19 protein-coding genes and 4 pseudogenes are annotated in these 21840 nt (G+C 56.4%); 7 read left to right on the forward strand and 16 right to left on the reverse strand.

Annotated elements, in window-relative coordinates; all coding sequences use genetic code 11:
• Positions 1–759 (reverse strand): transposase (locus tag ACN0SY_RS19200; protein ID WP_417690071.1); only part of this gene is annotated, 759 nt, incomplete at its 3' end.
• Between the two features lie 65 nt (positions 760–824).
• Here ACN0SY_RS19200 and ACN0SY_RS19205 point away from each other — a divergent pair.
• From ACN0SY_RS19205 to ACN0SY_RS19215, 3 genes and pseudogenes are all read left to right on the forward strand, one after another.
• Positions 825–1277 (forward strand): annotated as a pseudogene (locus tag ACN0SY_RS19205) (transposase); the annotation flags it as partial.
• Between the two features lie 272 nt (positions 1278–1549).
• Positions 1550–2533 (forward strand): response regulator, encoded by a 984-nt coding sequence (locus tag ACN0SY_RS19210; protein WP_417690073.1) that lies wholly within the window; start codon positions 1550–1552, stop codon positions 2531–2533.
• Positions 2534–2894: 361 nt separating this feature from the next.
• Positions 2895–3323: a response regulator gene (locus ACN0SY_RS19215; RefSeq protein ID WP_417690075.1), complete on the forward strand. Its 429-nt coding sequence runs from the start codon at positions 2895–2897 to the stop codon at positions 3321–3323.
• A gap of 62 nt (positions 3324–3385) precedes the next feature.
• On the opposite strand, the gene ACN0SY_RS19220 is transcribed toward ACN0SY_RS19215, so the two are convergent.
• Positions 3386–4804, reverse strand: a complete 1419-nt coding sequence (locus ACN0SY_RS19220; protein ID WP_417690077.1) for a sensor histidine kinase — start codon at positions 4802–4804, stop codon at positions 3386–3388.
• Positions 4805–5167: 363 nt separating this feature from the next.
• Between ACN0SY_RS19220 and ACN0SY_RS19225 the strand changes: the two genes are divergently transcribed.
• On the forward strand, positions 5168–5725 hold the full coding sequence (locus tag ACN0SY_RS19225) for an acyl-homoserine-lactone synthase (protein ID WP_417690122.1): 558 nt from the start codon (positions 5168–5170) through the stop codon (positions 5723–5725).
• Positions 5726–5813: 88 nt separating this feature from the next.
• Here the strand turns inward: ACN0SY_RS19225 and ACN0SY_RS19230 are convergent, their stop codons facing one another.
• The 7 genes and pseudogenes from ACN0SY_RS19230 to tnpB (ACN0SY_RS19260) all read right to left on the reverse strand — a co-directional run bounded on the left by ACN0SY_RS19230 (position 5814) and on the right by tnpB (ACN0SY_RS19260) (position 11345).
• Entirely contained in the window at positions 5814–6326 is a 513-nt protein-coding gene (locus ACN0SY_RS19230) for a response regulator (protein ID WP_417690079.1), read from the reverse strand.
• A 330-nt stretch (positions 6327–6656) separates the two neighbouring features.
• Positions 6657–6977, reverse strand: coding sequence for an Hpt domain-containing protein (locus tag ACN0SY_RS19235; protein WP_417690081.1), 321 nt, complete (start codon positions 6975–6977; stop codon positions 6657–6659).
• 8 nt (positions 6978–6985) lie between these two features.
• Positions 6986–7972: a response regulator gene (locus ACN0SY_RS19240; protein WP_417690082.1), complete on the reverse strand. Its 987-nt coding sequence runs from the start codon at positions 7970–7972 to the stop codon at positions 6986–6988.
• A 264-nt stretch (positions 7973–8236) separates the two neighbouring features.
• A protein-coding gene (locus ACN0SY_RS19245; protein WP_417690083.1) for an IS5 family transposase occupies positions 8237–9006 on the reverse strand; the annotation gives its coding sequence in 2 pieces (ribosomal slippage) (positions 8237–8685 and positions 8685–9006; 771 coding nt in all).
• A gap of 69 nt (positions 9007–9075) precedes the next feature.
• A pseudogene (locus ACN0SY_RS19250) lies at positions 9076–9282 on the reverse strand (IS3 family transposase); the annotation flags it as partial.
• 28 nt (positions 9283–9310) lie between these two features.
• A complete protein-coding gene (gene tnpC / locus ACN0SY_RS19255) occupies positions 9311–10936 on the reverse strand; it encodes an IS66 family transposase (RefSeq protein WP_417690084.1) in 1626 nt (541 codons plus the stop codon).
• Positions 10937–11042: 106 nt separating this feature from the next.
• Complete coding sequence (gene tnpB, locus ACN0SY_RS19260; RefSeq protein ID WP_417690085.1) at positions 11043–11345, reverse strand: IS66 family insertion sequence element accessory protein TnpB; 303 nt, start codon at positions 11343–11345, stop codon at positions 11043–11045.
• 83 nt (positions 11346–11428) lie between these two features.
• Here tnpB (ACN0SY_RS19260) and ACN0SY_RS19265 point away from each other — a divergent pair.
• Positions 11429–11714, forward strand: a pseudogene (locus ACN0SY_RS19265) (integrase core domain-containing protein); the annotation flags it as partial.
• A gap of 87 nt (positions 11715–11801) precedes the next feature.
• Here the strand turns inward: ACN0SY_RS19265 and ACN0SY_RS19270 are convergent.
• Positions 11802–13949 (reverse strand): GumC family protein, encoded by a 2148-nt coding sequence (locus tag ACN0SY_RS19270; protein ID WP_417690086.1) that lies wholly within the window; start codon positions 13947–13949, stop codon positions 11802–11804.
• A 285-nt stretch (positions 13950–14234) separates the two neighbouring features.
• Here ACN0SY_RS19270 and ACN0SY_RS19275 point away from each other — a divergent pair, with 285 nt between their 5' ends.
• Positions 14235–14540 (forward strand): hypothetical protein, encoded by a 306-nt coding sequence (locus ACN0SY_RS19275; protein WP_417690087.1) that lies wholly within the window; start codon positions 14235–14237, stop codon positions 14538–14540.
• Between the two features lie 21 nt (positions 14541–14561).
• On the opposite strand, the gene ACN0SY_RS19280 is transcribed toward ACN0SY_RS19275, so the two are convergent.
• From ACN0SY_RS19280 to ACN0SY_RS19305, 6 genes are all read right to left on the reverse strand, one after another.
• Positions 14562–15164, reverse strand: a complete 603-nt coding sequence (locus ACN0SY_RS19280) for a plasmid pRiA4b ORF-3 family protein (RefSeq protein WP_417690088.1) — start codon at positions 15162–15164, stop codon at positions 14562–14564.
• Positions 15161–16813, reverse strand: coding sequence for an IS66 family transposase (tnpC, locus tag ACN0SY_RS19285; RefSeq protein ID WP_417690090.1), 1653 nt, complete (start codon positions 16811–16813; stop codon positions 15161–15163). Before tnpC (ACN0SY_RS19285) ends, ACN0SY_RS19280 begins: the two co-directional genes overlap by 4 nt.
• Before the next feature lie 164 nt (positions 16814–16977).
• Positions 16978–17211, reverse strand: a complete 234-nt coding sequence (gene tnpB, locus ACN0SY_RS19290; protein ID WP_417690092.1) for an IS66 family insertion sequence element accessory protein TnpB — start codon at positions 17209–17211, stop codon at positions 16978–16980.
• Positions 17208–17612, reverse strand: coding sequence for an IS66-like element accessory protein TnpA (gene tnpA, locus ACN0SY_RS19295; RefSeq protein ID WP_417690094.1), 405 nt, complete (start codon positions 17610–17612; stop codon positions 17208–17210). Before tnpA ends, tnpB (ACN0SY_RS19290) begins: the two co-directional genes overlap by 4 nt.
• Before the next feature lie 227 nt (positions 17613–17839).
• Positions 17840–19081, reverse strand: a complete 1242-nt coding sequence (locus ACN0SY_RS19300; protein ID WP_417690096.1) for a hypothetical protein — start codon at positions 19079–19081, stop codon at positions 17840–17842.
• Between the two features lie 61 nt (positions 19082–19142).
• Entirely contained in the window at positions 19143–20381 is a 1239-nt protein-coding gene (locus tag ACN0SY_RS19305; protein WP_417690098.1) for a hypothetical protein, read from the reverse strand.
• Positions 20382–20612: 231 nt separating this feature from the next.
• Between ACN0SY_RS19305 and ACN0SY_RS19310 the strand changes: the two are divergent.
• Positions 20613–21764: pseudogene (locus tag ACN0SY_RS19310) on the forward strand (IS3 family transposase).
• Positions 21765–21840: the final 76 nt, after the last annotated feature.

A 21840-nucleotide genomic window follows, 5' to 3' on the forward strand; every position in this document is an offset into this window, starting at 1 on the left:
GGCCGCGTCGAGGCGGGCTAGGAGTTCCTCGCCCTCGTTGGTTTCGCCGGTTGTCACTTCGACCTCGAGCACCACGCCGAACACGTCATCGACGACGCCGTGCTGCTTGTAGCTCGGCTCCAGACGGCGGTTCCGGCCATTGGTCGCCATCGTCGCGTCCAGATCGGTCGGGCAGACCTTCTTGAACTTGCCGGTCTTCTTCGAATTGCGGGTGTGCCGGATCGCTTCCGCCACCAATTTGGCATCGTCGTTCGCGGACCTGACCGCTTCGACATGGCGAACGACCAGGCTGTCCCACGAGACGTCCGCTCGGATCAGCGAGGCATCCACATGCACGATCTCGCCCTTGGCGATCCCGGCGGTCACGCAATCCTGCACAGTGCGCTCGAAGATGCGGCGGAACCGCTCGGCGCCCCAGCGTTGGCGGATGCGCGTCAACGACGAATGGTCCGGCAGTCTCTCGTTCAGGCCAAACCCGGCGAACCAGCGGATCGCAAGGTTCACCTGCGCCTCGCGCATCAATCGTCGGTCGTGGACGACCCCCAAGAGGAACCCGGCCAGCATGAGACGCACGGCCGCTTCGGGGTCAATGCCCGGCCTGCCGACGCCAGGCGCATACAAATCTGCGACCTCAGCGCGGAGCCATCCCAGATCAAGCACAGGATCGACCCGTGCCAGGATGTGATCATCCGGAACGAGTTCACGCAGCGATCCGCAGACAAAGAACTCCAACTGATCCCGGGTCCGACTGCCGATCATGCCACCCTCCACACGATGTCGACATCCCAATGGAATCAGCAAATCGCGCCTTTTTCAACAGCCCCCGTGTCCACTTTCAGCGCAATGCTCACGCCCATGCTGGCAAGAGCAGCCGCAGGGTGGTGTCAGCCTTCATCGCGACCGCCTTTGCCCAGCCGGACCACGTCACGGCCAAGGCTCAATGGCGGCTGGTGGCGGATCAAATGCGCCCAAAGCTCGCCACGCTGATGGACACGGCCGAGGAGGATGTGCTGGCCTACATGACCTTCCCCGCCCAGCATCGCGCCAAGTTGCATTCGACCAATCCGATCGAGCGACTGAACAGCGAGATCAAGCGGCGCACCGATGTCGTCGGCATCTTTCCCAACGAGGCCTCGATCCGCAGGCTCGTCGGCGCGATCTTGATGGAGCAGACCGAGGAATGGACCGTCCAGCGCGGACGCTATCTCTCGCTGGAAACGCTCGCGCCGGTCTGCGATGATGCCATTGTCAGCCTGCCTGCCGCGCAGCGCGACTGACCAGCACGGCCCGCATCAGAGCGTGAGGCCCGCCACCAGCTACACCACGAGCTGGGACATCATCATCTCAGGTCACCACACGTCGCTCAGCATCCCCTCAACATCTTGCGCTGGCGAAACATATTTTGGACAAAATTCCCCTTTAAGTTGATTGCAAGAGCGAGAGGCATGAATGGTTGGGACCCAAGCGGCACCCAGATCACCGGCAACATCCGGTACCACCTTGCAGCACCGCACAGTCGAATGACCGGTCAACACACAGGAGCCGTGCAATGAAAATACTGATCGTGGATGATGATCCCATAGCCATTCAGCTGTTGAGCAACTGCTTACTGGAGTCCGGATTTTCAGACCTGACCGCTGCCACCTCTGCTGAGACCGCCGAGCATTACATCGGCGACAACACGCAAAATTTTGACTGCTTCTTATTGGACATTTCAATGCCAGGCAAAAGTGGCATCGAATTGTGCGCAGATATACGTGATGTGAATCGCTATCAAGAGACTCCGATTTTAATGATTACGCGTATGAAAGAGCGTAGATCGATCGAGGCTGCGTTCCAAAACGGTGCGACGGATTACATAACAAAGCCCTTCGAATACTTCGAGGTGGCCGCACGCATCAAGATAGCACAGCGTCTGTCGATGGAGGGGCAAGCCGCGCTAGATGGACATTTAGAAATGCCTTCGGGCATAAAGGGCCATGCGGGAAGCCATTCAAATGTCTTATTGCAGCAGGTCAACAACTCCATAGCTCATCAAAGTTCCCGACTGCAGGGAAAGAATCTTTTGCCGATATATGTATTTAGAAACTATCTTGAACGAATCACTCGCTCAGATAATTGCTGCGTCGACGTCATAGCCATAAGAATTGAAAATATTGGGAAAACATATAGCCTGATCAAAGGAGATAAATTTATCGAGTTTCTGGGAGTCTTTGTGGATGCGATTAGAGACTTCTCCGCGATCAATAAGGTCTTTGTGACCCATATAGGTGACGGCACCTTCCTATGTGCCGCCGACAGCGTCGGATATGGTACTCCCGAAGTTGTGGAGCAGGGAGTAATGCAATGCTTCTCCCGAAGGATATCCGGGGTCGCGCTGCGACATGAGCCCATTCTGGACATTACAGTGAGTGAACCTCTGCAATTGCTTACGGCATCTAAGCCCAACTTCAATCGCCTATTGAAGGCGACCAAGACACGCGTCAACATTCGTCTTTCAGAAAAAATTGAGAAGATATCTATGGCAAGTTAGAAATTGTCTTGGAGACAAGCGTGCCTGTTCGGAGACGCGTCTCTAGATAACACGAGTGGACCCACACCTCTCTACCGCAATGAAAATGACGCCCCGCGGAGAATGAATTACGGAGAAAGCCAAATGCCAACCGAGCTGCCACGTGGGATATGCAGCGCGGCTGTGTATGATAAGGATTCCGAACGGCTCGGTCGCGCGGACATCAAATTACTGGCCAGATACAGAAAATCACAATGATATTATATTGTGATTTTAAGTTAAAATAATGGGCATGAGTAGAATTGCCTTTACTCCTTCCGCGCCACATGTTGGATCGGTGGGGGCGTTACAACATACTAATAGTTCCGGGAAGAGATGTGGAATGTTGAGTCGAAAATTGAAGATACTGCATGTGGAAGATGATCAAGATATCGTGGAAATCACGAGATTATCACTAAGCCTTTCAGGTCATATAGATATCGAGCAATGTTCGTCTCCGAAGGAAGCTCTAGAATTTGCCAATCATAATCAAGTTGATGCCCTGCTATTGGACGTTGTGCTGCCCGATATGGGAGGGGAAGTTTTGCTTCAAGAGCTTCGAAAGTTGGCAAAATATGCACACACCCCCGCAATATTCATGACTGCACGAGCGCAGGAGAATGACCGTAAGGCGTTGATAAAGGCTGGTGGGATTGCTGTTATCCTAAAGCCGTTTGATCCATTGACGCTCTCGGAGCAGATAATGTATGCTCTGGCGCCATTTGAACCGATGCTAGTGAGCACCGAAGTTATCAACCACATGCATGAATAGCTTGAGCTCACGCTTCGCTGCGGCCCGTATATAGGGTCCGCCAGATATTATTTTTCGGGCGACTAGGTGACCTGGGCCTTAGTACTGTTCACAGTCTCGGCGGACCCGGAATTCGAAGGCGCCTCCGTACGTGGCATCTCTATGTAAAAGGTTGTACCTTTGTCGGCATTCCGGAAATAATCGATCTTGCCGTTGTGGGCTTCCATGATTGCCTTGGAAATGTTCATTCCTAATCCAGTTCCACTGACTTTCCTCTTGTCCGAAGAGTCTAGTTGGCTGAACCTGTCAAAAACCTTTGCCCGATGTTCTTCGGACAGACCGATGCCTTTGTCGACAATTTGCAAGCATATGATGCTCGGATTCGCGACAACTCTAACATAGACATCATCGCCTCGATTGGAGAATTTGGCTGCGTTTGACAACATGTTGGTGATGACCTGCTCAAGCCTGGACGCGTCGGCATGGATGTGTATTGATTCATCAATGTCATCCGAGGAAATATCTATTCCGAGACTTTCGGCAAATGGACGCGTGCGAGCAATACTGCTCGATACTACTTCTTTCATCTGAACAGGCTGGAACACAAACTTCATCTTGGAAGATTCCATTTGCTGGAGATCCAGAAGCTCGTTGATGAGTGACTTCAAGCGCTCGGAATTTTGTTGTGCAATATTGAGGACTCGCTCGAACTTTTGAGGTACCGGCCCTAATGCGCCCGAGTTTACCAAATCGAGAGATCCCTTGATCGAGGTGAGTGGCGTACGCAGTTCATGACTTATGGTCGCGAGGAATTCCGATTTTGCTGCTAGGGCGCTTACGGAAATGGCATGCTCTGCCTTTAGAGCTCTTAATTTTTCAGCGTTTGCCCGGTAAAGTTCGAGGTATATCCTGGAGCAGTCGATGATAAAGTACAATACGAAAATGCTCGTGAACATTTGGATCCAAAGTTCCGACGCCAAGGACGCCCCGGTCTGCAAAATGTCTCGCAGCGGTATAGCAAGAAAGACAATGCCGTAGATTGCCAACCTCAAGGCGAGTACGGATAGGATTTGGTGGTTGTTCATCGCCGCGAAGAGAGCCGCTGCGAACAGGAAGAAGAGCGGCATGAAGTGGCTCGCCAAGCCTTGAAGGACAGCGATCGACATAGCGAAGAAGCTGATAATCCCTGCGCTGAGCAAAGTGCTGAGCCGGATCCGCCACAGAGTCCGGATCACCTGCTTTGGCGAAGTTGCGGTCAGCATTGATGCGCGCTTAAACAAGCGATAGTCAAATGTTTCTGTCACGATGAGCAGGAAAAGGGTGATCAGCGCCAGTTTCCAGCTGTAGTAGTACGCTTGGAGCGTCAGTGCGGCTGTGAATATCATCTGACGCTGCCAGAGCAACTTCAGGCCGACGTCGCAGTAGTCTTTGATCTGACTTGCAAGTATTTCTACGTCATCTTGATTTTTTGCGGTCTCGCCGAACCATGTAAAGAACTTCATGATGCGACCTCGCTTCCCTGATGTTTGTGCATCTAAACCATGCAAATCTCGCCATCACTAGATGGACGTACATCATTTCTCGGGACATAGACTTTTTTCCTTCACAATTGAGGCGGTATTGTGGCATCAAGCATGCACGCTAAAAGTGCGTCATGTGGGTGGAAAGTGAGAGGTCAAAGATCGACCGTGCTGATGAAGCAGAGCAGTCTGGGACCGGCGTTCCTGCCGGAGCAGTTTCCGGAACTGATCGACCAAGATGCGATCCCGCCAGAACCAAGGCAGAGGATAACTAGAATACACCAAGTGGAAAGCTCCCCTCGGGCTGCACTTGAGGGGGGTATTAGGGTCACTACTCTGTCCTACATGACCATTCATGAGCACGGTGACCTGTTCGTAAAGTACTTGCGAAGCCGACATGAGACGTTCATTCAGCGGCGCCAGTGGCAGCTGCCGGAGGTGGAGGGAATGGAGTTCGATCAGTACGATACTCCCCTCTGTCGTTGGGTGATCGTTCACGAATTTGGCGAAATTTTCGCCGGCCTAAGGCTGATCCCGACCACCGCCAGGTGCGGACTGTACAGCTACATGATCCGCGATACGCAGCTTGGGTTAATCGATAGCATTCCAAGAGACTTGTTGTTCATCGAGGCTCCAGTGCGAGAAGATATTTGGGAGGCAACTCGAATGTTCATTTCACACAAAGTACCAGCAGAACGGCGTCAGCGTATCCAAACCATACTGATGCAGCACGCAGCGCTGACCGCAAGCCATCTCGGCGCGGCCCGGATTATAGGAATCGTGCCAGCAGTATTCCCCAGATGGCTAAAGCGGATAGGAATGACCGCATTTCCGGTTGGCCCACTAATGACGATAGATGGTGATCGCGTACAGTCCGCAATCATGAATGTGGTCGATATGTAAATCAGGAAGCGCAAAGTTTTTTTTGCTTCACGCACAAATTATTCTGAATATCCGCCTCATATCCGTTTAGAGAAATCCGTTATACGCCTCATCCTTTGCTGGACTTATAGAGGTCTGCGGCAAATAAAGTCATGATCTCCTTGCGAGTCAAATTGGATTTGAGCCGCAATGCTGTTTTGGCCTCTCGTTGCTCCTCCTCGCGCATGGATGTCAATAGGCGATTCGCTTTAACCAGCCTCGCAGCCATGCGAATGCGAACGCCAACCTGCAGCACGTCAAAGGGCTTCGTTATGTAGTCAGAAGCTCCGGCCTGTAGGGCTTCACGCATACTCTCCTCTTCGCGGAGTGCAGTCAACATTATGATCGGAACAGGTCTATACTCGTCCATTGCACGCACTTGTCTACATAGCTGAATTCCATCAGTGCCAGGCATGGAAATATCGAAAATGAGGCAGTCGAAGGGCTTGCTTTCGCTGCGAATGGATAAAATAGCTTCTTTGGCGGATGCAGCGCATGCAACGTGGCGCGCTCCCTCTGTGGTGAGGATGACGCGCAGAATTTCAAGGATGTTGGGATCGTCGTCGACGACGAGAATTCTCATACCGCTCACCATTGGCTCATCATTTAAAATTATATCCGAATCCTTGTGGCATTTTTGTGCCAATTCCTGCCCCAGAATTTGTCAGATACAGGGCAAAATTGCGGCAAGCCTCGAATCCATGTTGGGCTCCATATTAATCATTTTGAAGCCGTCATTTTGGGGAGGTGGGAGTGCAGAGTTTAGATTTTTGTATTGGGGTGATTTGGGGATAATGATGCTGGTTGGAGAATAGTTAAGGTAACATATGCCGTTAAATTGCAAGGATACGCTATGGGGGCAATGAAAAATGGAGCTTTGACTTCTTGGCAAAGTTGATCGCCCATTCTCCTCCTAATTAGGATGCGCCGCAAGATATAGTAGCTTTTCAAGCTCATCGCGAAGGATAGGGTCTATAATCGGAGTGTCGATGCCATATTGACGGATAAGGTCTTCCGTCACCGCAGCTTGTGCTCCGAGTTCAGTGAATCCCAAAGTTCCTGCAGTGCCGGCTATTTTGTGTGCGATGTCGCAGATAGTCTTCAACGAAGGTGCATGGGGAAGCGGGTCGTGCAACTGATCTACAGCTTCGGACATCTGCACCAGGTTTTGCTCCAAGATAACCAGGAACTGCTTTTTGATCTTTTCCAGACCCAAGGATAAGGCCGTATTCATGGACTCACCTAGTTCCGTCCCATGATGGATGCCAGACTAAAAGGAGCCGATGAAGGAGGGACGTGCCCAGGATCTTCCGCTTCGGCTTCAGCGTTTGCAGCAGCAGAGATTAGGGCGTGCACAGTGGCCTTCGGAGATTTGAGATCAAGCTGAATAGGTTCGCTGATTGTGACGCGAATAATGATCGGACTTCCATTGTTGTGGTGCAGGTTCATTTCTGAAAGGCGGGTCATTATATCTCTTAATAGGTCTTTCGAAATAAATGAGCGCCCAGAGTCTCGCACGCACGCAAACGTCCCGCATCCAACATGGGTAATCATAAACTTATGGGGCTTGAGGCAGTCAGAAATTGCCTCCATAACATCGGCGATTATAAATTGAAACTCTATCTCGTTCAGATCTGAAAATATGCGGCTTCCATCTTGTATCGCGACGCCGAATACGCAGCTACCAAACAACGACATGCGTGACATCTGCAGGAGATAATTCTCCATCGCCAAGTAATCGATGGCTCCATCTATGTCACTTATATGCAGAGGTGATTTTAGATCTGCCCTCTTCACTTTTCTGTTCGATTTCTGAAAATTTCGAGTGGATAGTGAGACCTTATTCCTTCTTTCATTGACCAAGGATTCTATAAGTTTTAGCCTGGCTTGCAGCTCGCCGATATCAAAAGGCTTGTTGATATAATCGGTGGCACCTGCCGAGAATGCATTGTCTACATAGTTTCTATCGTTAATCGCTGTGATCATCACGATTGGAGTAATCTGATAATCAGTTTTTTTTCGAAGTTTGGCCGTTAGTTGTATGCCGGTCATTTCTGGCATTTGGATGTCGAGCAAAAAACAGTCAAAAGGGGAGAACTCTTCCTGCACGATTTCTAAAGCTTCTTTGCCTGAGGCCGCAAATCTGCAACTCGAGAACCCATAGGCACTCAATATTTCTGCAAGGATCTCACGGATGACGGGATCGTCGTCCACGACTAGGATCTTCATGACGCCCTCCACTCTCGGGTCATTGGTACCGTCGGTGCAAGAATCTATGCCTCAGGTTAGTTCAAGACCGCCAGAACACCTTATGCGGGAATATGTTCATAGTGTGGCAATCTGGCCATTTCAGCGATTTTGTGAAGCTCCACGTCGCGGTTGTGTGGCCCCTGTGAAGATTAGCTCTGTTGGATGTCACTGGGAACTGACCCAGCAGTGGAGTGATCGCCTCGGCCTAGTGAGGCGCCCCTAGGGTCAGGACTCGTTCTCGGATCATAGCCAGAACATGACGATAGCGGCGAGTGCGACGGCGGAGAGGAACACCTTGGGGCACCTGTCGTAACGGGTGGCAACCCTGCGCCAATCCTTCAGTCGCCCGAACATGATCTCGATCCTGTTGCGGCGTTTGTAGCGGCGCTTGTCATGCTTGATGGGCTTGCCGCGAGACTTTCTGCCGGGGATGCAGGGCTTTATCCCCTTGTCTTTCAATGCTTCTCTGAACCAGTCGGCATCATAGCCCCGATCGGCCAGCAACCAGTCCGCCTTTGGCAAGCTGCCCAGCAGGGCCGCTGCGCCGGTGTAATCGCTGACCTGGCCTGCGGTCATGAAGAACCGGATCGGGCGATCTTCCGCATCGGTGACGGCGTGCAGCTTGGTGTTCATGCCTCCCTTTGTGCGGCCGATCAGACGGCCCTTTTGGTCGTCGGGTCCCCCTTTTTCGACCGCAGGCTGGTCGCCGTGCGATGCGCCTTCAGATAAGTCGCGTCGATCATCACCGTCTTCGGAACTGCAGCTTCGGCGGCCAGACCATCCATCATCCGCGCGAATATCCCCTTGTCACTCCACCGCTTCCAGCGGTTGTAGAGGGTCTTCGGCGGCCCATAGTCCTTCGGCGCATCACGCCAGCGCAAGCCATTGCGATTGACGAAGATTATGCCGCTCAACACCCGCCGGTCATCGACACGCGGCTTGCCATGGCTCTTGGGAAAGAAGGGCTCCAGCCGCGCCATCTGCGCATCGGTCAGCCAGAAAAGGTTGCTCATCGTTCAGTCTCCTTGCGGAGGCTGAATCATGCCGCAAGGGCAAAATCAATGGGTCCTGACCCTAGTTTTCTAGACACCTGCCTGGTTCGGTTTCTGCTGCCTGATTTCGAAGTCAACGGGCGACAGCATGCCGTTGTTCGTATGCTTGCGCTTCGGGTGGTAGAAGAGTTCGATATATTCGAACACGTCCTGCCTTGCCGCTTCTCTGGTCGGATAGGTTCGACGTCTGACGCGCTCGCGTTTCAGCAACTGGAAGAAGCTTTCGGCGACCGCGTTGATGGTAAGCATCCGGCATAGGCCGTGGTCATGCCGCGCGCCGGCGCTCTGATGGCTGCCAATTCCAGGGCAGAAGGTCCGGCACGCGTGATGCCGTCGTGCTGGGGAGCCGGGCGAGGACGTCAGCAAGCCATGCTTGCGGGTCGATGTCGTTCATCTTTGCCGTGACGATCAGGGAGTACATGAAGGCTGCTCGGTCGCCGCCGCGCTCGGAGCCGGCGAAGAGCCAGGACCTTCTTCCCAGTGCAATCCCGCGAAGTGCGCGCTCGGCTGCATTGTTGGTCAGGCAGATCCGCCCGTCGTTCAGGAAGAGCGTGAAGGCGTCCCAACGGTCCTTCTTGAACATGTAGGCGATCGCGTTGGCAACGGGGTTGTGCTTCGACATGGTGCCTTGCTCGGCCTGCATCCAGTCGTGCAGGTCCTCGACCAGTGGGCGGACCAGCCGGTGCCGGGCCTCGAGCCGGCTGGCGACATCCAGGCCATTGATCTGGCGCTCGATGTCAAAGATGGCATCGATCTTCTTCACGGCTTCCAGCGCGACAGGTGATATGTCGTGCGCGGGCTTCTTCTGGCGGGCGTTCTCCTTGATGTCCGCAAGCTCGAAGAACTTCCGTCGAGCATGGCTCCAGCAGAGAGCGCTCAGCACGGGACCGGGATCACGCCCACCACGGTAGAGGTCGTTGTAGCCGCCATAGGCGTCGGCCTGGAGAACGCCCTGCCACCCTGCAAGATGCCGGTTCGGATGGGCCATTTCCCTGTCGCGCGAGAAGTAGAACAGCGCGGCTGGCGGCGCCCCGCCAGCAAAGGGCCGGTCATCTCTAACATAGGTCCAGAGACGTGCTGTCTGCGTCCCTCCCTTCGCCAGGAGGGGGACCGTGGTGTCGTCGCCGTGCAGGCGCTCGGCCGCCAGAACATGGGGCCGGATCAGGGCATGGATTGGCTCAAGCGCGGCGGTACACGCCCCGACCTGATCGGCCAGCGTCGAGAGGCTGAGATCGACGCCCTCCTTGGCGTAGCGCTCGGCCTGGCGGTTGAGCGGTTGGTGCTGCCCGAACTTCTCGAACAGAACCATCGCCAGCAGGTTCGGCCCAGCCCATCCCCGCGGCGTCGGATGGAATGGCGCGGGGGACTGACTGATCTTCTCGCAGATCCTGCAGGTGAACTTCTCACGGACGGTCTGGATGACCTTCCACTGCCGAGGGATGACCTCGAGCGTCTCGGTGATGTCTTCGCCCATCTTCACGATGCGGTCCGACCCGCAGCAGGAGCAGGTGGTGGGCGCTTCGATGACTATGCGCTCGCGCGGGAGATGGTCCGGGAAAGGCTTGCGCGTCGGGCGGCGGCGTTCGAAGCCGGCGACGGCCGAGGTCTTCGCCACGTTCAGGGCTTCAATCTCGTCTTCGGTGGCGGCCGCCTCGAGCTCTTCGAGCTGCAGTTCCATCTGGTCGATCAGCCGGGCGCGGCGTTCCGAGCTGTGGCCATAGTGCTCTCGCCTGAGTTTGGCGATCTCCAGCTTCAGATGCTTGATCATCGCTTCCGAGGTCGAGACCACCGCCCGGGTCTGCGCCAGCTCGCTCTCGGCAGCCTCGGCGCGGGCCTCCGAAGCGGCAAGCGCGGCGCGTAGTCTGGCGATCTCGGAGGCGGTATCTGGCATGGTCAAAGCTTACCACGCAGGCACGCATACACCCAACAAAATAAGGGCTTAGCGGCGGCCTATCCGGCTTTTTTCGGGCGTTGCGTCCAGCGCGGATTGCGCCAGTCTATTCCCTCCAGAAGATAGCCGAGCTGGGCCGCCGAGATCTGCACCGCTCGCCGCTCCCGCTGGACGGCCAGATGAACTTCCCCGCCTCGAGCCGCTTCGTGTAGAGCGACATGCCGATACCATCGTGCCAGAGCAATTTGACCAGGTCGCCTTTGCGGCCGCGGAAGCAGAAGATCTCGCCCGCATGCGGATCGCGCCCAAGCCCCTGCTGAACCGTCAGAGCCAAGGTGTTCATGCCGCGCCGCATGTCGGTCACCCCACCTGCGATCCAGACGCGCACCCCCGCCGGGAACGCGATCATCGTCCTTCCAGCACGGGCGAGAGGCGGGCCAGGGCAGACACTTATGGGTAACTGCAAGAACTATCGGGCGCTTACATATGATCTGCGAGGTAAACGGGATCGAGCATCGCCTGACCAAACCACCCGTGGACCAACGGTCAAGTCGAACGCATGAACCGAACAATCAAGGACGCGACCGTCAAACGCTTCCATTACGAAAGCCACGATCAACTCCGGACGCACCTCGCTGACTTCATGGCTGCCTACAACTTCGCTCGACGATTGAAGACACTCAGCGGTCTCACGCCATACGAATACATCTGCAAAATCTGGACATCTGAACCAGACAGATTCAATGTTGATCCGATCCACCAGATGCCGGGACTGAACACCTACGGGGTCAAAATTGCACGCCGTTTCACAGAGAGACGGGTATCAGCTCAGATCAACCATCGAAAGAATGGGGGGATTACCGATTCAGTTTGTGCTATAATAACGCTTTCCATACTTTCCATAGGCACCGTAGTTGCCGCCATATCCCATTCTGTCAAGTTTCTTGCGATTGACCGAATTGAGTACGAGGCCATTAATACGCTGACCGGAAGTCTCGAAGATATTTAGGGCCTCTTCCACCTGCGGCTTGCTAGTCCTCCCCCAAGCAACAACAAAAATGGCTGCATCCGTGTACTGCATGATGATGCGTGCATCCGGAATGATCAGTACGGGCGGCGTATCAATGATAATGAAATCATAGAGTTTACGTGCTTCCATGATGAGAGTGTCAAATCCCTTCGAGGTGAACGGATCAGACCTTTCGAGATCGACATCCTGACCGGAGAGGATGTCGCAGTTGATCAGATCTGTTTTCATAACGGCATCCTGAATGGAGCTTTTTCCGTCCAGCACCGAAGCCAGGCCCTTAGTCGAGCTTAGGTCGATGTAGTGTTGGAAAATTCGGCGGCGAATGTCCCCCTCTATGAGCAAAACCTTCTTTCCCATGTTCGTGATGTTCTGGGCCAAGGCGATCGACAATGTTGTCTTCCCCTCTCCAGGTAGAGCGGAGGTGATGGTAATAACTTGAGGCGGGTGTTCAATATTGCTCAGCATAACCGATGTACGGATATTCCGGATAGCTTCACTGATTTCGGAAAGCGGATTATTTGCAATATATCGAATCGCATCTTGCCGCTGCCGTCGCGGAATTTCTGGGATTTGCCCCATTACAACATAGCCGGTGCTGATTTCCAAGTCACGGCCAGTGACGAAGGTGTTCCGTAGCACCGACTGCAACAGAATGATTGCGGCTCCAGCGACACACCCGATGATGCCGGACATAGTAATGATCATGCCGGTATCTGGCGCCGCAGGTAGCTTGGGAATGACCGCCGAAGACAAGATACGGCTGTCAGCCTGCTGAATACCTTGCTGGGCTGAAGTTTCCTTGAGCCGGGTCAGAAGGTATTCGTACAGCAATCGGCTGGCTTCAGCTTCCCGCGTAAGTTGCTCGAGGCGGATAAGATCATTGCTTTGCTGTGCCACTTGCGCTTCCTGTTCCACCGCCGAGGTTTCAAGCGTTGTCACTTGGGTTCGCAGGCGTCCCAGATTGTCTTGGCTGCGGGATACGAGCGCGTCGAACCGGTTGTCAAAGGCCGTCCGGATCGACGGCGTTCCGATGTTTGGGAGGAAATTCGTAAGCTGGCTGTCGTCTGCGATGGAGGCTTTGTCTTCATAACTCTTCGCCAAGCGAAGCGCATCCTGCCGCTCTTCCTGCTGATCTAGTGCCTCGCGAGTCGACGCCAAGCGGTCGCGGATCTCTTTTGCCTGGCGTTCGAGGGCCTGCAGGTTTTCCGGGCTGACAAGATCTATGGAGGCGCGGAAATCCCTGACTCTGGTTTCGGCATTTTCGAGATCTCCCTGTAGTTCGGTCACCCTTTGGGCAAGCCAGGCAGTCGCCCGCTCTGTGGCCTCAAACTTCACTTCAACCTGATTAAGAATATACAGATCCGCCAGAGTATTGGCGATAAGTGCAGCCTTTTTGGCGTTCTCACTGTCGATCTGGATGTTGAAGACGAGAGTAGATGGAAGATTTCGGATAGTGACAACTTGGCGCAGCATAGAAACCGTGTTTGCCCGGATTTCTTCGGAATCGGGCGTGACGGTCTCCAACTCGTGGAGGTTAAGCAGAGTGAAGATCCTGTCCTGCAACTGGGCCTTGAGGCTCGGGAGGCGCAGACTGGCGTTGAATTCAGGATCCGACGTTAGCCCTAAGTGATCGACCACCTTGCCCAAAAGGCCAAGACTCCGCAGAACCTCTACCTCAGAGTTTATAACGGATGCGTTGGCCGCAGGCAGTCCAGGGATGATACTGTCCAGATTGACGACCTTCTGTTCGTTCGGTTCCAGCATGACAACGGTCGTGGCGCGGTAGATCGGGACCATGATCCTCTTGACGTAATAACCGCTGATCAGCAACGCAGCGGCAAGGCAGGCTACGATGATCCACTTCCCCCGCCACATCATTCCGATGAGGTGCTTGAAGTCTATCGCCGAAGTCGTTGGCGGACTTTGCTTCTGCGGCCCAGGGCTGCTCCAAGGCTGCTGGGGCATGATATTTTGGTTTTTCATCAAGCTGAACCTTTAGAGGGAGTACACTGAGTACGAACAGCCAAGCGTCTGCATGCCGCACACATTCATAGCTACAGAACCGGCACCGGAAGGAAAACAGGATATGCTGACGAGACCCTATGAGAGTAGGTTTCCACTACTGGGCTTTCCTTAGAAGCAGCAATTTCGTGATACCCGCCTCTCTTAAGGCCAACATGTCGCCTGAAGTCCTGTGAAGTGTAGGGCGGGAGTAACTTTTTTCGTAGCCGTCCATCGTCACACTATTGCTATGCTCTCCATTGTAGCATGAGCAGGTTTTCAGCGGATCGATACACTGCTCCCTGCAGGAACCGCAATCCCGTTCTGTTGCCGCGGCCTCACGACCCGCAACATGGGAACATTGCGGACGGATGGGGTCGCGAGAGAGGGATAGACTTCGGCGGCCTCAAGGCTGCGTTCACGGTGATGTGCTACCCGACGCGCCCTCGGCCGTCCTTAGAGTTTCCGCTCAAGCGCAAGATCAACCCGACCCGCGTACCGATCGAGCAGAAGGAAAGCATGCGCTGGCTCGACAATCTGCGCCTGTCGACCGAGTGTAACCATCCGGCGTAGGCCGCGGACGGGTGGCCGTGCTCAGGGAGTGGCCTTGGGTGCTTTGGGCTTGCCGGGCCGCGGGGCCAATTTCTTCGCGAGCTCGTCGAAGCGTTCGACGATCCTGTCGATCCGGGCATCTTCGGGATCGAAGGTTGCACCTGACCAGCTGACCACGTCGTCGTGCTGCTCGTGGTCCGGGTCGGCGAGGGCTTCGAGGAACTCCTCGTAGCCCGGGGCACCGCCGACATCCTCGGGAGGGCAGGCTCCGCTGGCCTTCAGAAGCCGTGGATAGTTCACGCCCGGGGTGGCCTCTGTGACCCGCTCGATCCGGATGCTGTGGTCCCAGTCATCGCCGAAGTCGTAGATATACTGGATCGTCCTTGCGCCGGTATCTTCGAGCACCTTTTGCAGCGTCGCCTTCTTCGCGGGCATCGGGCCGTCGTAGAATCCGTCCGGATCGGGCACGCCCCGGCCGGCGCCACCGGCCCGGAATTCGTAGAGATGGGTGTCCGTCCAGCCCATCGCTGCCTGGACCACCTCATGCAGCCGGTCGAGCCTGATCTTCAGCGGCACCTCTATCTGGCGCATCGGCTGCGGATCGACGTCGTTCAGGAGGATCCGGAGGCGGGCGATCAGGGTCATGCCGCTTTCCTTTGCAGGGTTCGCGACCAGTGCCAGGGAAGGAGTTCCGGCAGGCGCGACAGGGGCATGTCCGGCAGCCGGGCAAGGACATCGGCCAGCCAGGCCTGCGGGTCGACGTCGTTCATCTTGGCGGTGACGATCAGGGAATACATGAAGGCGGCGCGGTCACCGCCGCGGGGCGATCCGGCGAAGAGCCAGGCCTTGCGGCCGAGGGCGACACCGCGCAGGGCTCGTTCGGCCGCATTATTGGTGAGGCAAATCCGGCCATCATCAAGGAATCGGGTGAAGGCCTCCCAGCGGCCGTCTTCCTCGAACATGTAGTTGATCGCCTTGGCGACGGGGTTGTGCTTCGACATTCTCGCGCGTTCGATCCGCAGCCAGTCATGCAGATCATTGACCATCGGGCGCACCAGCTTTTGGCGGGCGTCATGGCGGACCTCGGCGGTCAGGCCGGTGATCTCGCGCTCGACATCGAAGATGGCGTCGAAGCGTTCGACGGCTTCCAGCGCGATCGGCGAGATCTCCTCGGCGACCTTCTTGCCCTTGCGGGCTGTGGCCTTGATGTCGGCCAGCTCGAAGAACTTGCGCCGGGCATGCGACCAGCACGGCGCGCTGAGCACCGGCGCTGGCTTATGCTGGGCGCTGTAGAGGTCGTTGTAACCGCCATAGGCGTCGGCTTGCAGGATGCCGGTCCAGCCCGCCAGATGGCGGGTCGGATGTTCCTTCCTGCGGTCGGTGGAGAAGGAGTAGAGCGCCGCGGGGGGTGCCCCACCGCCGAAGGGCCGGTCATCACGCAGATAGGTCCAGAGCCGGGCGGTTTGCGTGCCGCCTTTGGCCAGCAGCGGCACGGTCGTGTCGTCAGCGTGCAATCGTTCGGCGCCGAGGACATGGGCACGGATCAGATCGTGGATCGGCTGCAGCGCCACGGCACAGGCCCCGACCTGATCGGCCAGGGTCGAGAGGCTGATCTCGACGCCCTCCTTCGCATAACGCTCGGCCTGCCGGTTCAGGGGCTGATGCTGGCCGAACTTCTCGAACAGGATCATCGCCAGCAGGTTCGGGCCGGCCCAGCCCCGGGGCGTCGGGTGAAACGGCGCCGGCGGCTGGCTGATCCGCTCACAGTCGCGGCAGGTGAACTTCTCGCGGACGGTCTGGACGACCTTCCACTGCCGGGGGATCACCTCCAGCGTCTCGGTGATGTCCTCGCCCATCTTCACGATGCGCCCCGAGCCACAGCAGGCGCAGGAAGTCGGCGTTTCAACCACGACGCGCTCGCGGGGCAGATGTTCGGGGAACGGCTTGCGGGCTGGGCGGCGACGTTCGAAGGCCGTGACCGATGCCTTGGCTGCGGCGGCATCCGCCTTTGCCCGATCCTGCTCAAGATCTGTCTCGAGGTCCTCGAGTTGCATCTCCAGTTGCTCGATCAGCCGGGAACGGCGTTCGGCGCCATGGCCATACTGCTCCCGCCGGAGCTTGGCGATCTGCAGTCGAAGGTGCCGGATCATGTATTCGGAGGCCGAGACGATCGCCTGAACCTGGGTCAACTCCCCCTTGGCGGCGACCAAAGCGCCCTCTGCGGCAGACGCGCGGGCCTCTGCCGCAGCGAGTGCGGCGCGCAGAACAGCGATCTCCGATGGGGACTCCGACATGCCGAAGACCTACCACGACACCCCGGAATAGTCCAATAAAACAAGGGAGTATTGTCGATTAACCCGCTGATGCTGGCCGCTGCGTCCAGCGCGGATTGCGCCAGTCGATCCCCTCCAGAAGATAGCCGAGCTGCGCCGCCGAAACCCCCGCTCTGGCTCACCGGCTAGATGAACTTCCCGGCTTCCAGCCGCTTCAGATACAGCGACATGCCGACCCCGTCGTGCCAAAGAACCTTGATCAGGTCGCCCTTGCGCCCCCGGAAGCAGAAGATCTCGCCGCCATGCGGATCGCGACCCAGCCCCTGCTGGACCTTCAGCGCCAGGCTGTTCATCCCGCACCGCATGTCCGTCACCCCGCCTGCAATCCACACGCGCGCCCCCGCCGGAAAGGCGATCATCGCGGGTCCAGCACGGCCAGCAACGCCGCCAGATGCGAAGGGGTCAGCGAAGCAGGGATCGTCATGCGACGCCCGTTCGTCAGCGTGATGTCGATCCGGACATCCGCGGCCTCCCGCAAGGGCGGCCGCGCTGACGCGGGCGGTGGCCCCTCCATCACCAACGGCACGAAACCGCCGCCAACCTCCGGCGCACCAAGGGTCCCGCTGCGATACTCGCGCCGCCAGATCGAAAGCAGCGACCGCGAAATCCCATACCGGCGCGCGGTCGCCGAGCCCTGCCGGTAGCCGCGCAGGCTCTCCTCGACGATCCGGATCTTGTCCTCGTCTGACCAGTGCCGACGGCGGCCAACCTCATCCGCGGCGAAGATCTCGATTGGTGAAACAACTGAAGCGCATGCCATAAGGCAATGCCTTACGACCATTTGCTCAATCAGAGCAGACGGCCCTCACCGAAGGCATACCTCGACCGCGCTTCCGACGCACCACCGGGGACGACGGTAATCTGGCGTGGCTTCTCCCGCCTCGCCGACCTCGTTGAAGGCGCCCGTCTCGCAACACCACCGCCGGATACTTGTGGGTAATTGCAAGCCTCGCCGGAGGCGTACCCTCCAGCTTTTCGGGGATCACATCAGCCCACTTGAGGGGAACGGCGCCCGGCATATTTTCCTATCAGTGAACAGATGACCATCATTGCGAAGAAATTCGTGTGAGAGAAGTACATGGCGTGCGTGCACAGGACGTACGCTCCGGCGAATTGTCCGTAGATTGCGGCCCAGATCACGTTCTCTGTACCTTTGTGGAAGACCACTATGCTGAGCGCCGCCAGAGCGGCTATATAGATGCTGGCTCCTACAGCACCAAAATCCACATATGGCATGGTCAGGATCGACCAGGAGCCGCCGCCACGAATCTTGCCCATCGCTTCAAGGCGTTCTGCTAACACGTCCCGGAGGATGCCTTCGGTCTGTGTAAAATAGGTGATGAACTTGAAAGAAAAATAGCCGAGGGTATGATCGAATTGCTCATTGATCGGCATGAACGAGTTAAGCAAATCGTTGGTGAAGTAGAAAAAAAGCTTCTGAATGCCGACTTCAATGCCGCTGGCTTCTATCGTTGCATTAGTCAGGGATTCCCGGCCGATCCACGTCATCATGAACAGGCCCAAACCGATCGGAATGTATTTTCGACCCACAAGTTTGCGATGTACCATGCAGACTGAGAAGTAGGCCGCCATGATCAGTTGTAGCAGCAGCAAACGCTGGGACATCACGATGGGTAGGAGCAGCAGAACAATAAGGTTCATGGTGAAGGTGAGTGTGGCCATGCGCCGCTCGACCGGTGCCAGAAGTCCTGTCTTCCGGCCTGCCGCAAGAATGGCTGCCGCCATGGCACCGGTGGCGGGCAATGATGCGTAGATCACCCGCATCCCGGTGAACAGTTTATTATCAAGCAGCGCTTCTCGCGCCTCTAGGGCATCCAACTGGACAAGAATGATCATGGCCCGGAACCCACCCATCTTGGCCGCCGAAGCAAAAACCCACAGGAAGGTCACAACAAGGAACAGGAGATTGAGGGAAAAGGTGATCTGCGCGGCCTTATTGAAATCGATGCTGGTATCGAACGGTCCGGGTGTCGGCAGCGCGACGGCGATGGCTACGCTGGACACGACAAATACGCTGAGCGCAACCAGCAGCCACGCAGCGCCCATTACAGTGAAGTCATCCGGAGTCATGCCTTGGCGTGCCAGAAAGTACAGCGCAAGCCTGAAAGTTTCGGGAAATGCGAAGGGAAGGGTTCCGAAGAAAATCGTGACCACCCACATGAACAACAGCAGACAAACCGGAGAAATCGGCAATAGGGCGCGCGTCATTATGGTCTGCCCTTCATGTCTGCAAAGGCCTCCGACCTGACATCCCGGTTAAAAGAACGCATCAAGAAACCAGAGAGACGCGGGGTTTCGGTGTTGAAACAATACGCTCATAGAGCACCGACCAGTCTTGAACATAGGGATCCGGTCCCCTTCGGCTCATGGATTCTAGGTTATCCAAAGCTTCGGCCATGCTTATCTCAGAGTCGGAATCGTACCCGACAAGCGTTGGGATGTGCGGATCGCAAATACTCTTGGGTCCAATCATCGGCAAACCAAAGTAGCGATAGATCAACATGCGGTTGGATTGCGCCGTCTGGTATTCGACGCCAGGTTTATCAAGATAGGGGGCAAGTCCGATGTCGGCGTATTTCACATATCCGGCCGTCTGATCGAAGGGTAGCTCGCCGTGGAAGATGAGGTTCTCCGGTTCGTTCCAGGCCTCCTCTCTCAGCCGCCCCAGAATATGGAAATTCCATGTCGGCCGCAGTTTTGCCATCAGTCGCATGGCTTTTATGTCGAACTGCGTGGTTCCGGCACAAACAGCCTCTCGTCTGGCGCGAGGAAGCCCAGCAAACGGATCTTCGAGATCCCCGTCCAACAACCTCTTAGCCACTCCGATGGGATCGATCTTCAAATTGCCTAGATGGGCAAACCGGCGCCCTAGCAAAGGGCTCGCCATGCTCACACGATCAAATAGCGGCGCATATTTCATTTCGGCTCGAACGACAAAATCGGGCAGCCCTAGAACTCGGACGTCATCGCTGACACGGTAAACCATTGCGGCGCTAGGGGCTGCGCGCCGCACAATTGGAGCCAGCATCACCGGCGGGCCGCTCTCCACGACGACAAGATCCGCATCCTTCAAGTAGGCTGGCAGGCGGCGAGCCCAGTGCATTACGAAAGTCTGATGCAGGGGGCGGGCCAATTCGTCCAGTATCCGTTTCCTGAGGCTAAAGGGATGCAGGAGCGGATAGGAAAACACAGAGGTCAGGCTCTCGTCGTGAATGATCTCGCCGACAACCGGTGGAGCATAGAGCTGCTGGAAGCGCCGGTCACCGCGGAGTTTTGACACCAGGCTGTAGCCAACTGTGATCATTGTGACATGCCACCCGTCCTGGCGCAGGTGATCGCTCAGCCACAGGATATTTGCTCGCCGCTTCTGCATCGGGAAATGTCCGGTAAGGATAACGGCCCGCTTGCCAGCTTCAGTCGCCATTAAGTGCTCTCGTGTGTTCGTTTTTTTGCGGCCGCTGTCCAGCATGTGGCGATGCAGGAAAAATTCCGAAACGAAACGTCCCATGCAGCGTGCTGTCTTTGTTCGGCATCAGACTGCATGCGGCAGCCGGCAGAAACCGGAAGCCGCGTGGCGAAAGGAACACAGATTCGTCGGAGCTGCAAGGATTGTATCTCCTGCCAGAACCCACACTTCCGCTACAGACGTCAATAAGGTGTGAGCTACCCCCCGAAATTCGGACACTGACATAAGCTACGATTTGGAGTCTGCTGATCTTCGACGAGAAGGAGATCAGAGATGTCGAAACGCAAGCAGCACGCGCCTGAGTTCAAGGCGAAGGTCGCTCTGGAAGCCCTGAAGGGTGAAGAGACGGCGGCCGAGCTGGCAAGCCGGTTCGGAGTGCATCCGACAATGATCCATCAATGGAAGCGAGCCCTGCTCGAAGGCGCGTCCGGCGTGTTCGAGCGCGGGGGCCGCAAGAAGCCCGAGATTGACGAGGAGCAGGTGAAGGAACTCCACGCCAAGATCGGGGAGCTGGCGGTGGCCAACTCTTTTTTGGAACGAAAGCTGAAGCCCTGGGGCGGGAAGTGAGGCGCGGCATGATCGAGCCTGACCACCCGGACTTGTCGATCGGCCAGCAGTGCAAGCTGCTGTCGATCGCGCGTTCGTCTTTCTACTACGAGCCCAAGGGCGAGTCGGAGCAGAACCTCGGCCTGATGCGGCAGATTGACGAGCAGTTCTTGGAGACGCCGTTCTTCGGCGTCCGGCAAATGACCTGGCACCTGCGCAATGACGGGCATCTCGTGAACGAGAAGCGGATACGCCGGCTGATGCGTCTGATGGGGTTGATGCCGATCTATCAGAAACCCAACACAAGCAGGCCGGCGAAGGGGCACAAGACCTATCCCTACCTGCTCAGAGGGCTGCGGGTGGAACGTCCGAACCAGGTCTGGTGTTCGGATATCACCTATCTGCCTATGAGGCGCGGGTTCCTCTACCTCGTGGCGATCATGGACTGGCACACCCGCAAGGTTCTGTCCTGGCGGATCTCGAACACGTTGGAAGCCCAGTTCTGCGTCGACGCGTTGAACGAGGCCATCCACAAGTTCGGCCCGCCCGAGATCATGAACACCGATCAGGGAAGCCAGTTCACGTCCTTCTCCTGGACGGATCGACTACGTCGATCTGGCGCGGATCTCGATGGATGGGAAAGGTCGGTTCCTCGACAACATCTTCATCGAGAGGCTGTTGCGCACCCTGAAATACGAGTGCGTCTACCTGCATGCCTGGGAGACCGGTTCGGAGACAAAAGTGGCCATCCGGAAATGGATGACCTTCTACAACCACCAGCGCCCGCATTCAGCCCTGGGCGGCCAGCCTCCGGCGCTGGTCTACTGGCAGAGAAATGATATCAACCAACCCGATCAGCAGGTGCAAAGAGTAGCTTAAATCACGCCAGATCCTGTCCAACAGATGGGGAGTAGCTCAGTGCGCCTGCCCCCGCTTTTACACCGTGTCCCCTGCC

It is taken from the genome of Roseibium sp., from assembly GCF_048261595.1.
In the GTDB taxonomy this organism is placed as follows: domain Bacteria; phylum Pseudomonadota; class Alphaproteobacteria; order Rhizobiales; family Stappiaceae; genus Roseibium.

Bases quoted from the DNA above. Each gene is read 5' to 3' on its own strand.
- tnpB (WP_417690085.1), bottom strand. From the start codon at position 11,345: ATGATCGCGTTCCCGGCGGGGGTGCGCGTCTGGATCGCAGGTGGGGTG.
- ACN0SY_RS19225 (WP_417690122.1), top strand. From the start codon at position 5,168: ATGACCATTCATGAGCACGGTGACCTGTTCGTAAAGTACTTGCGAAGC.
- ACN0SY_RS19215 (WP_417690075.1), top strand. From the start codon at position 2,895: ATGTTGAGTCGAAAATTGAAGATACTGCATGTGGAAGATGATCAAGAT.
- ACN0SY_RS19270 (WP_417690086.1), bottom strand. From the start codon at position 13,949: ATGAAAAACCAAAATATCATGCCCCAGCAGCCTTGGAGCAGCCCTGGG.
- ACN0SY_RS19235 (WP_417690081.1), bottom strand. From the start codon at position 6,977: ATGAATACGGCCTTATCCTTGGGTCTGGAAAAGATCAAAAAGCAGTTC.
- tnpC (WP_417690090.1), bottom strand. From the start codon at position 16,813: ATGTCGGAGTCCCCATCGGAGATCGCTGTTCTGCGCGCCGCACTCGCT.
- tnpB (WP_417690092.1), bottom strand. From the start codon at position 17,211: ATGATCGCCTTTCCGGCGGGGGCGCGCGTGTGGATTGCAGGCGGGGTG.
- tnpA (WP_417690094.1), bottom strand. From the start codon at position 17,612: ATGGCATGCGCTTCAGTTGTTTCACCAATCGAGATCTTCGCCGCGGAT.
- ACN0SY_RS19220 (WP_417690077.1), bottom strand. From the start codon at position 4,804: ATGAAGTTCTTTACATGGTTCGGCGAGACCGCAAAAAATCAAGATGAC.
- ACN0SY_RS19275 (WP_417690087.1), top strand. From the start codon at position 14,235: ATGAGCAGGTTTTCAGCGGATCGATACACTGCTCCCTGCAGGAACCGC.
- ACN0SY_RS19240 (WP_417690082.1), bottom strand. From the start codon at position 7,972: ATGAAGATCCTAGTCGTGGACGACGATCCCGTCATCCGTGAGATCCTT.
- ACN0SY_RS19280 (WP_417690088.1), bottom strand. From the start codon at position 15,164: ATGACCCTGATCGCCCGCCTCCGGATCCTCCTGAACGACGTCGATCCG.
- tnpC (WP_417690084.1), bottom strand. From the start codon at position 10,936: ATGCCAGATACCGCCTCCGAGATCGCCAGACTACGCGCCGCGCTTGCC.
- ACN0SY_RS19230 (WP_417690079.1), bottom strand. From the start codon at position 6,326: ATGAGAATTCTCGTCGTCGACGACGATCCCAACATCCTTGAAATTCTG.
- ACN0SY_RS19300 (WP_417690096.1), bottom strand. From the start codon at position 19,081: ATGACGCGCGCCCTATTGCCGATTTCTCCGGTTTGTCTGCTGTTGTTC.
- ACN0SY_RS19210 (WP_417690073.1), top strand. From the start codon at position 1,550: ATGAAAATACTGATCGTGGATGATGATCCCATAGCCATTCAGCTGTTG.
- ACN0SY_RS19305 (WP_417690098.1), bottom strand. From the start codon at position 20,381: ATGGGACGTTTCGTTTCGGAATTTTTCCTGCATCGCCACATGCTGGAC.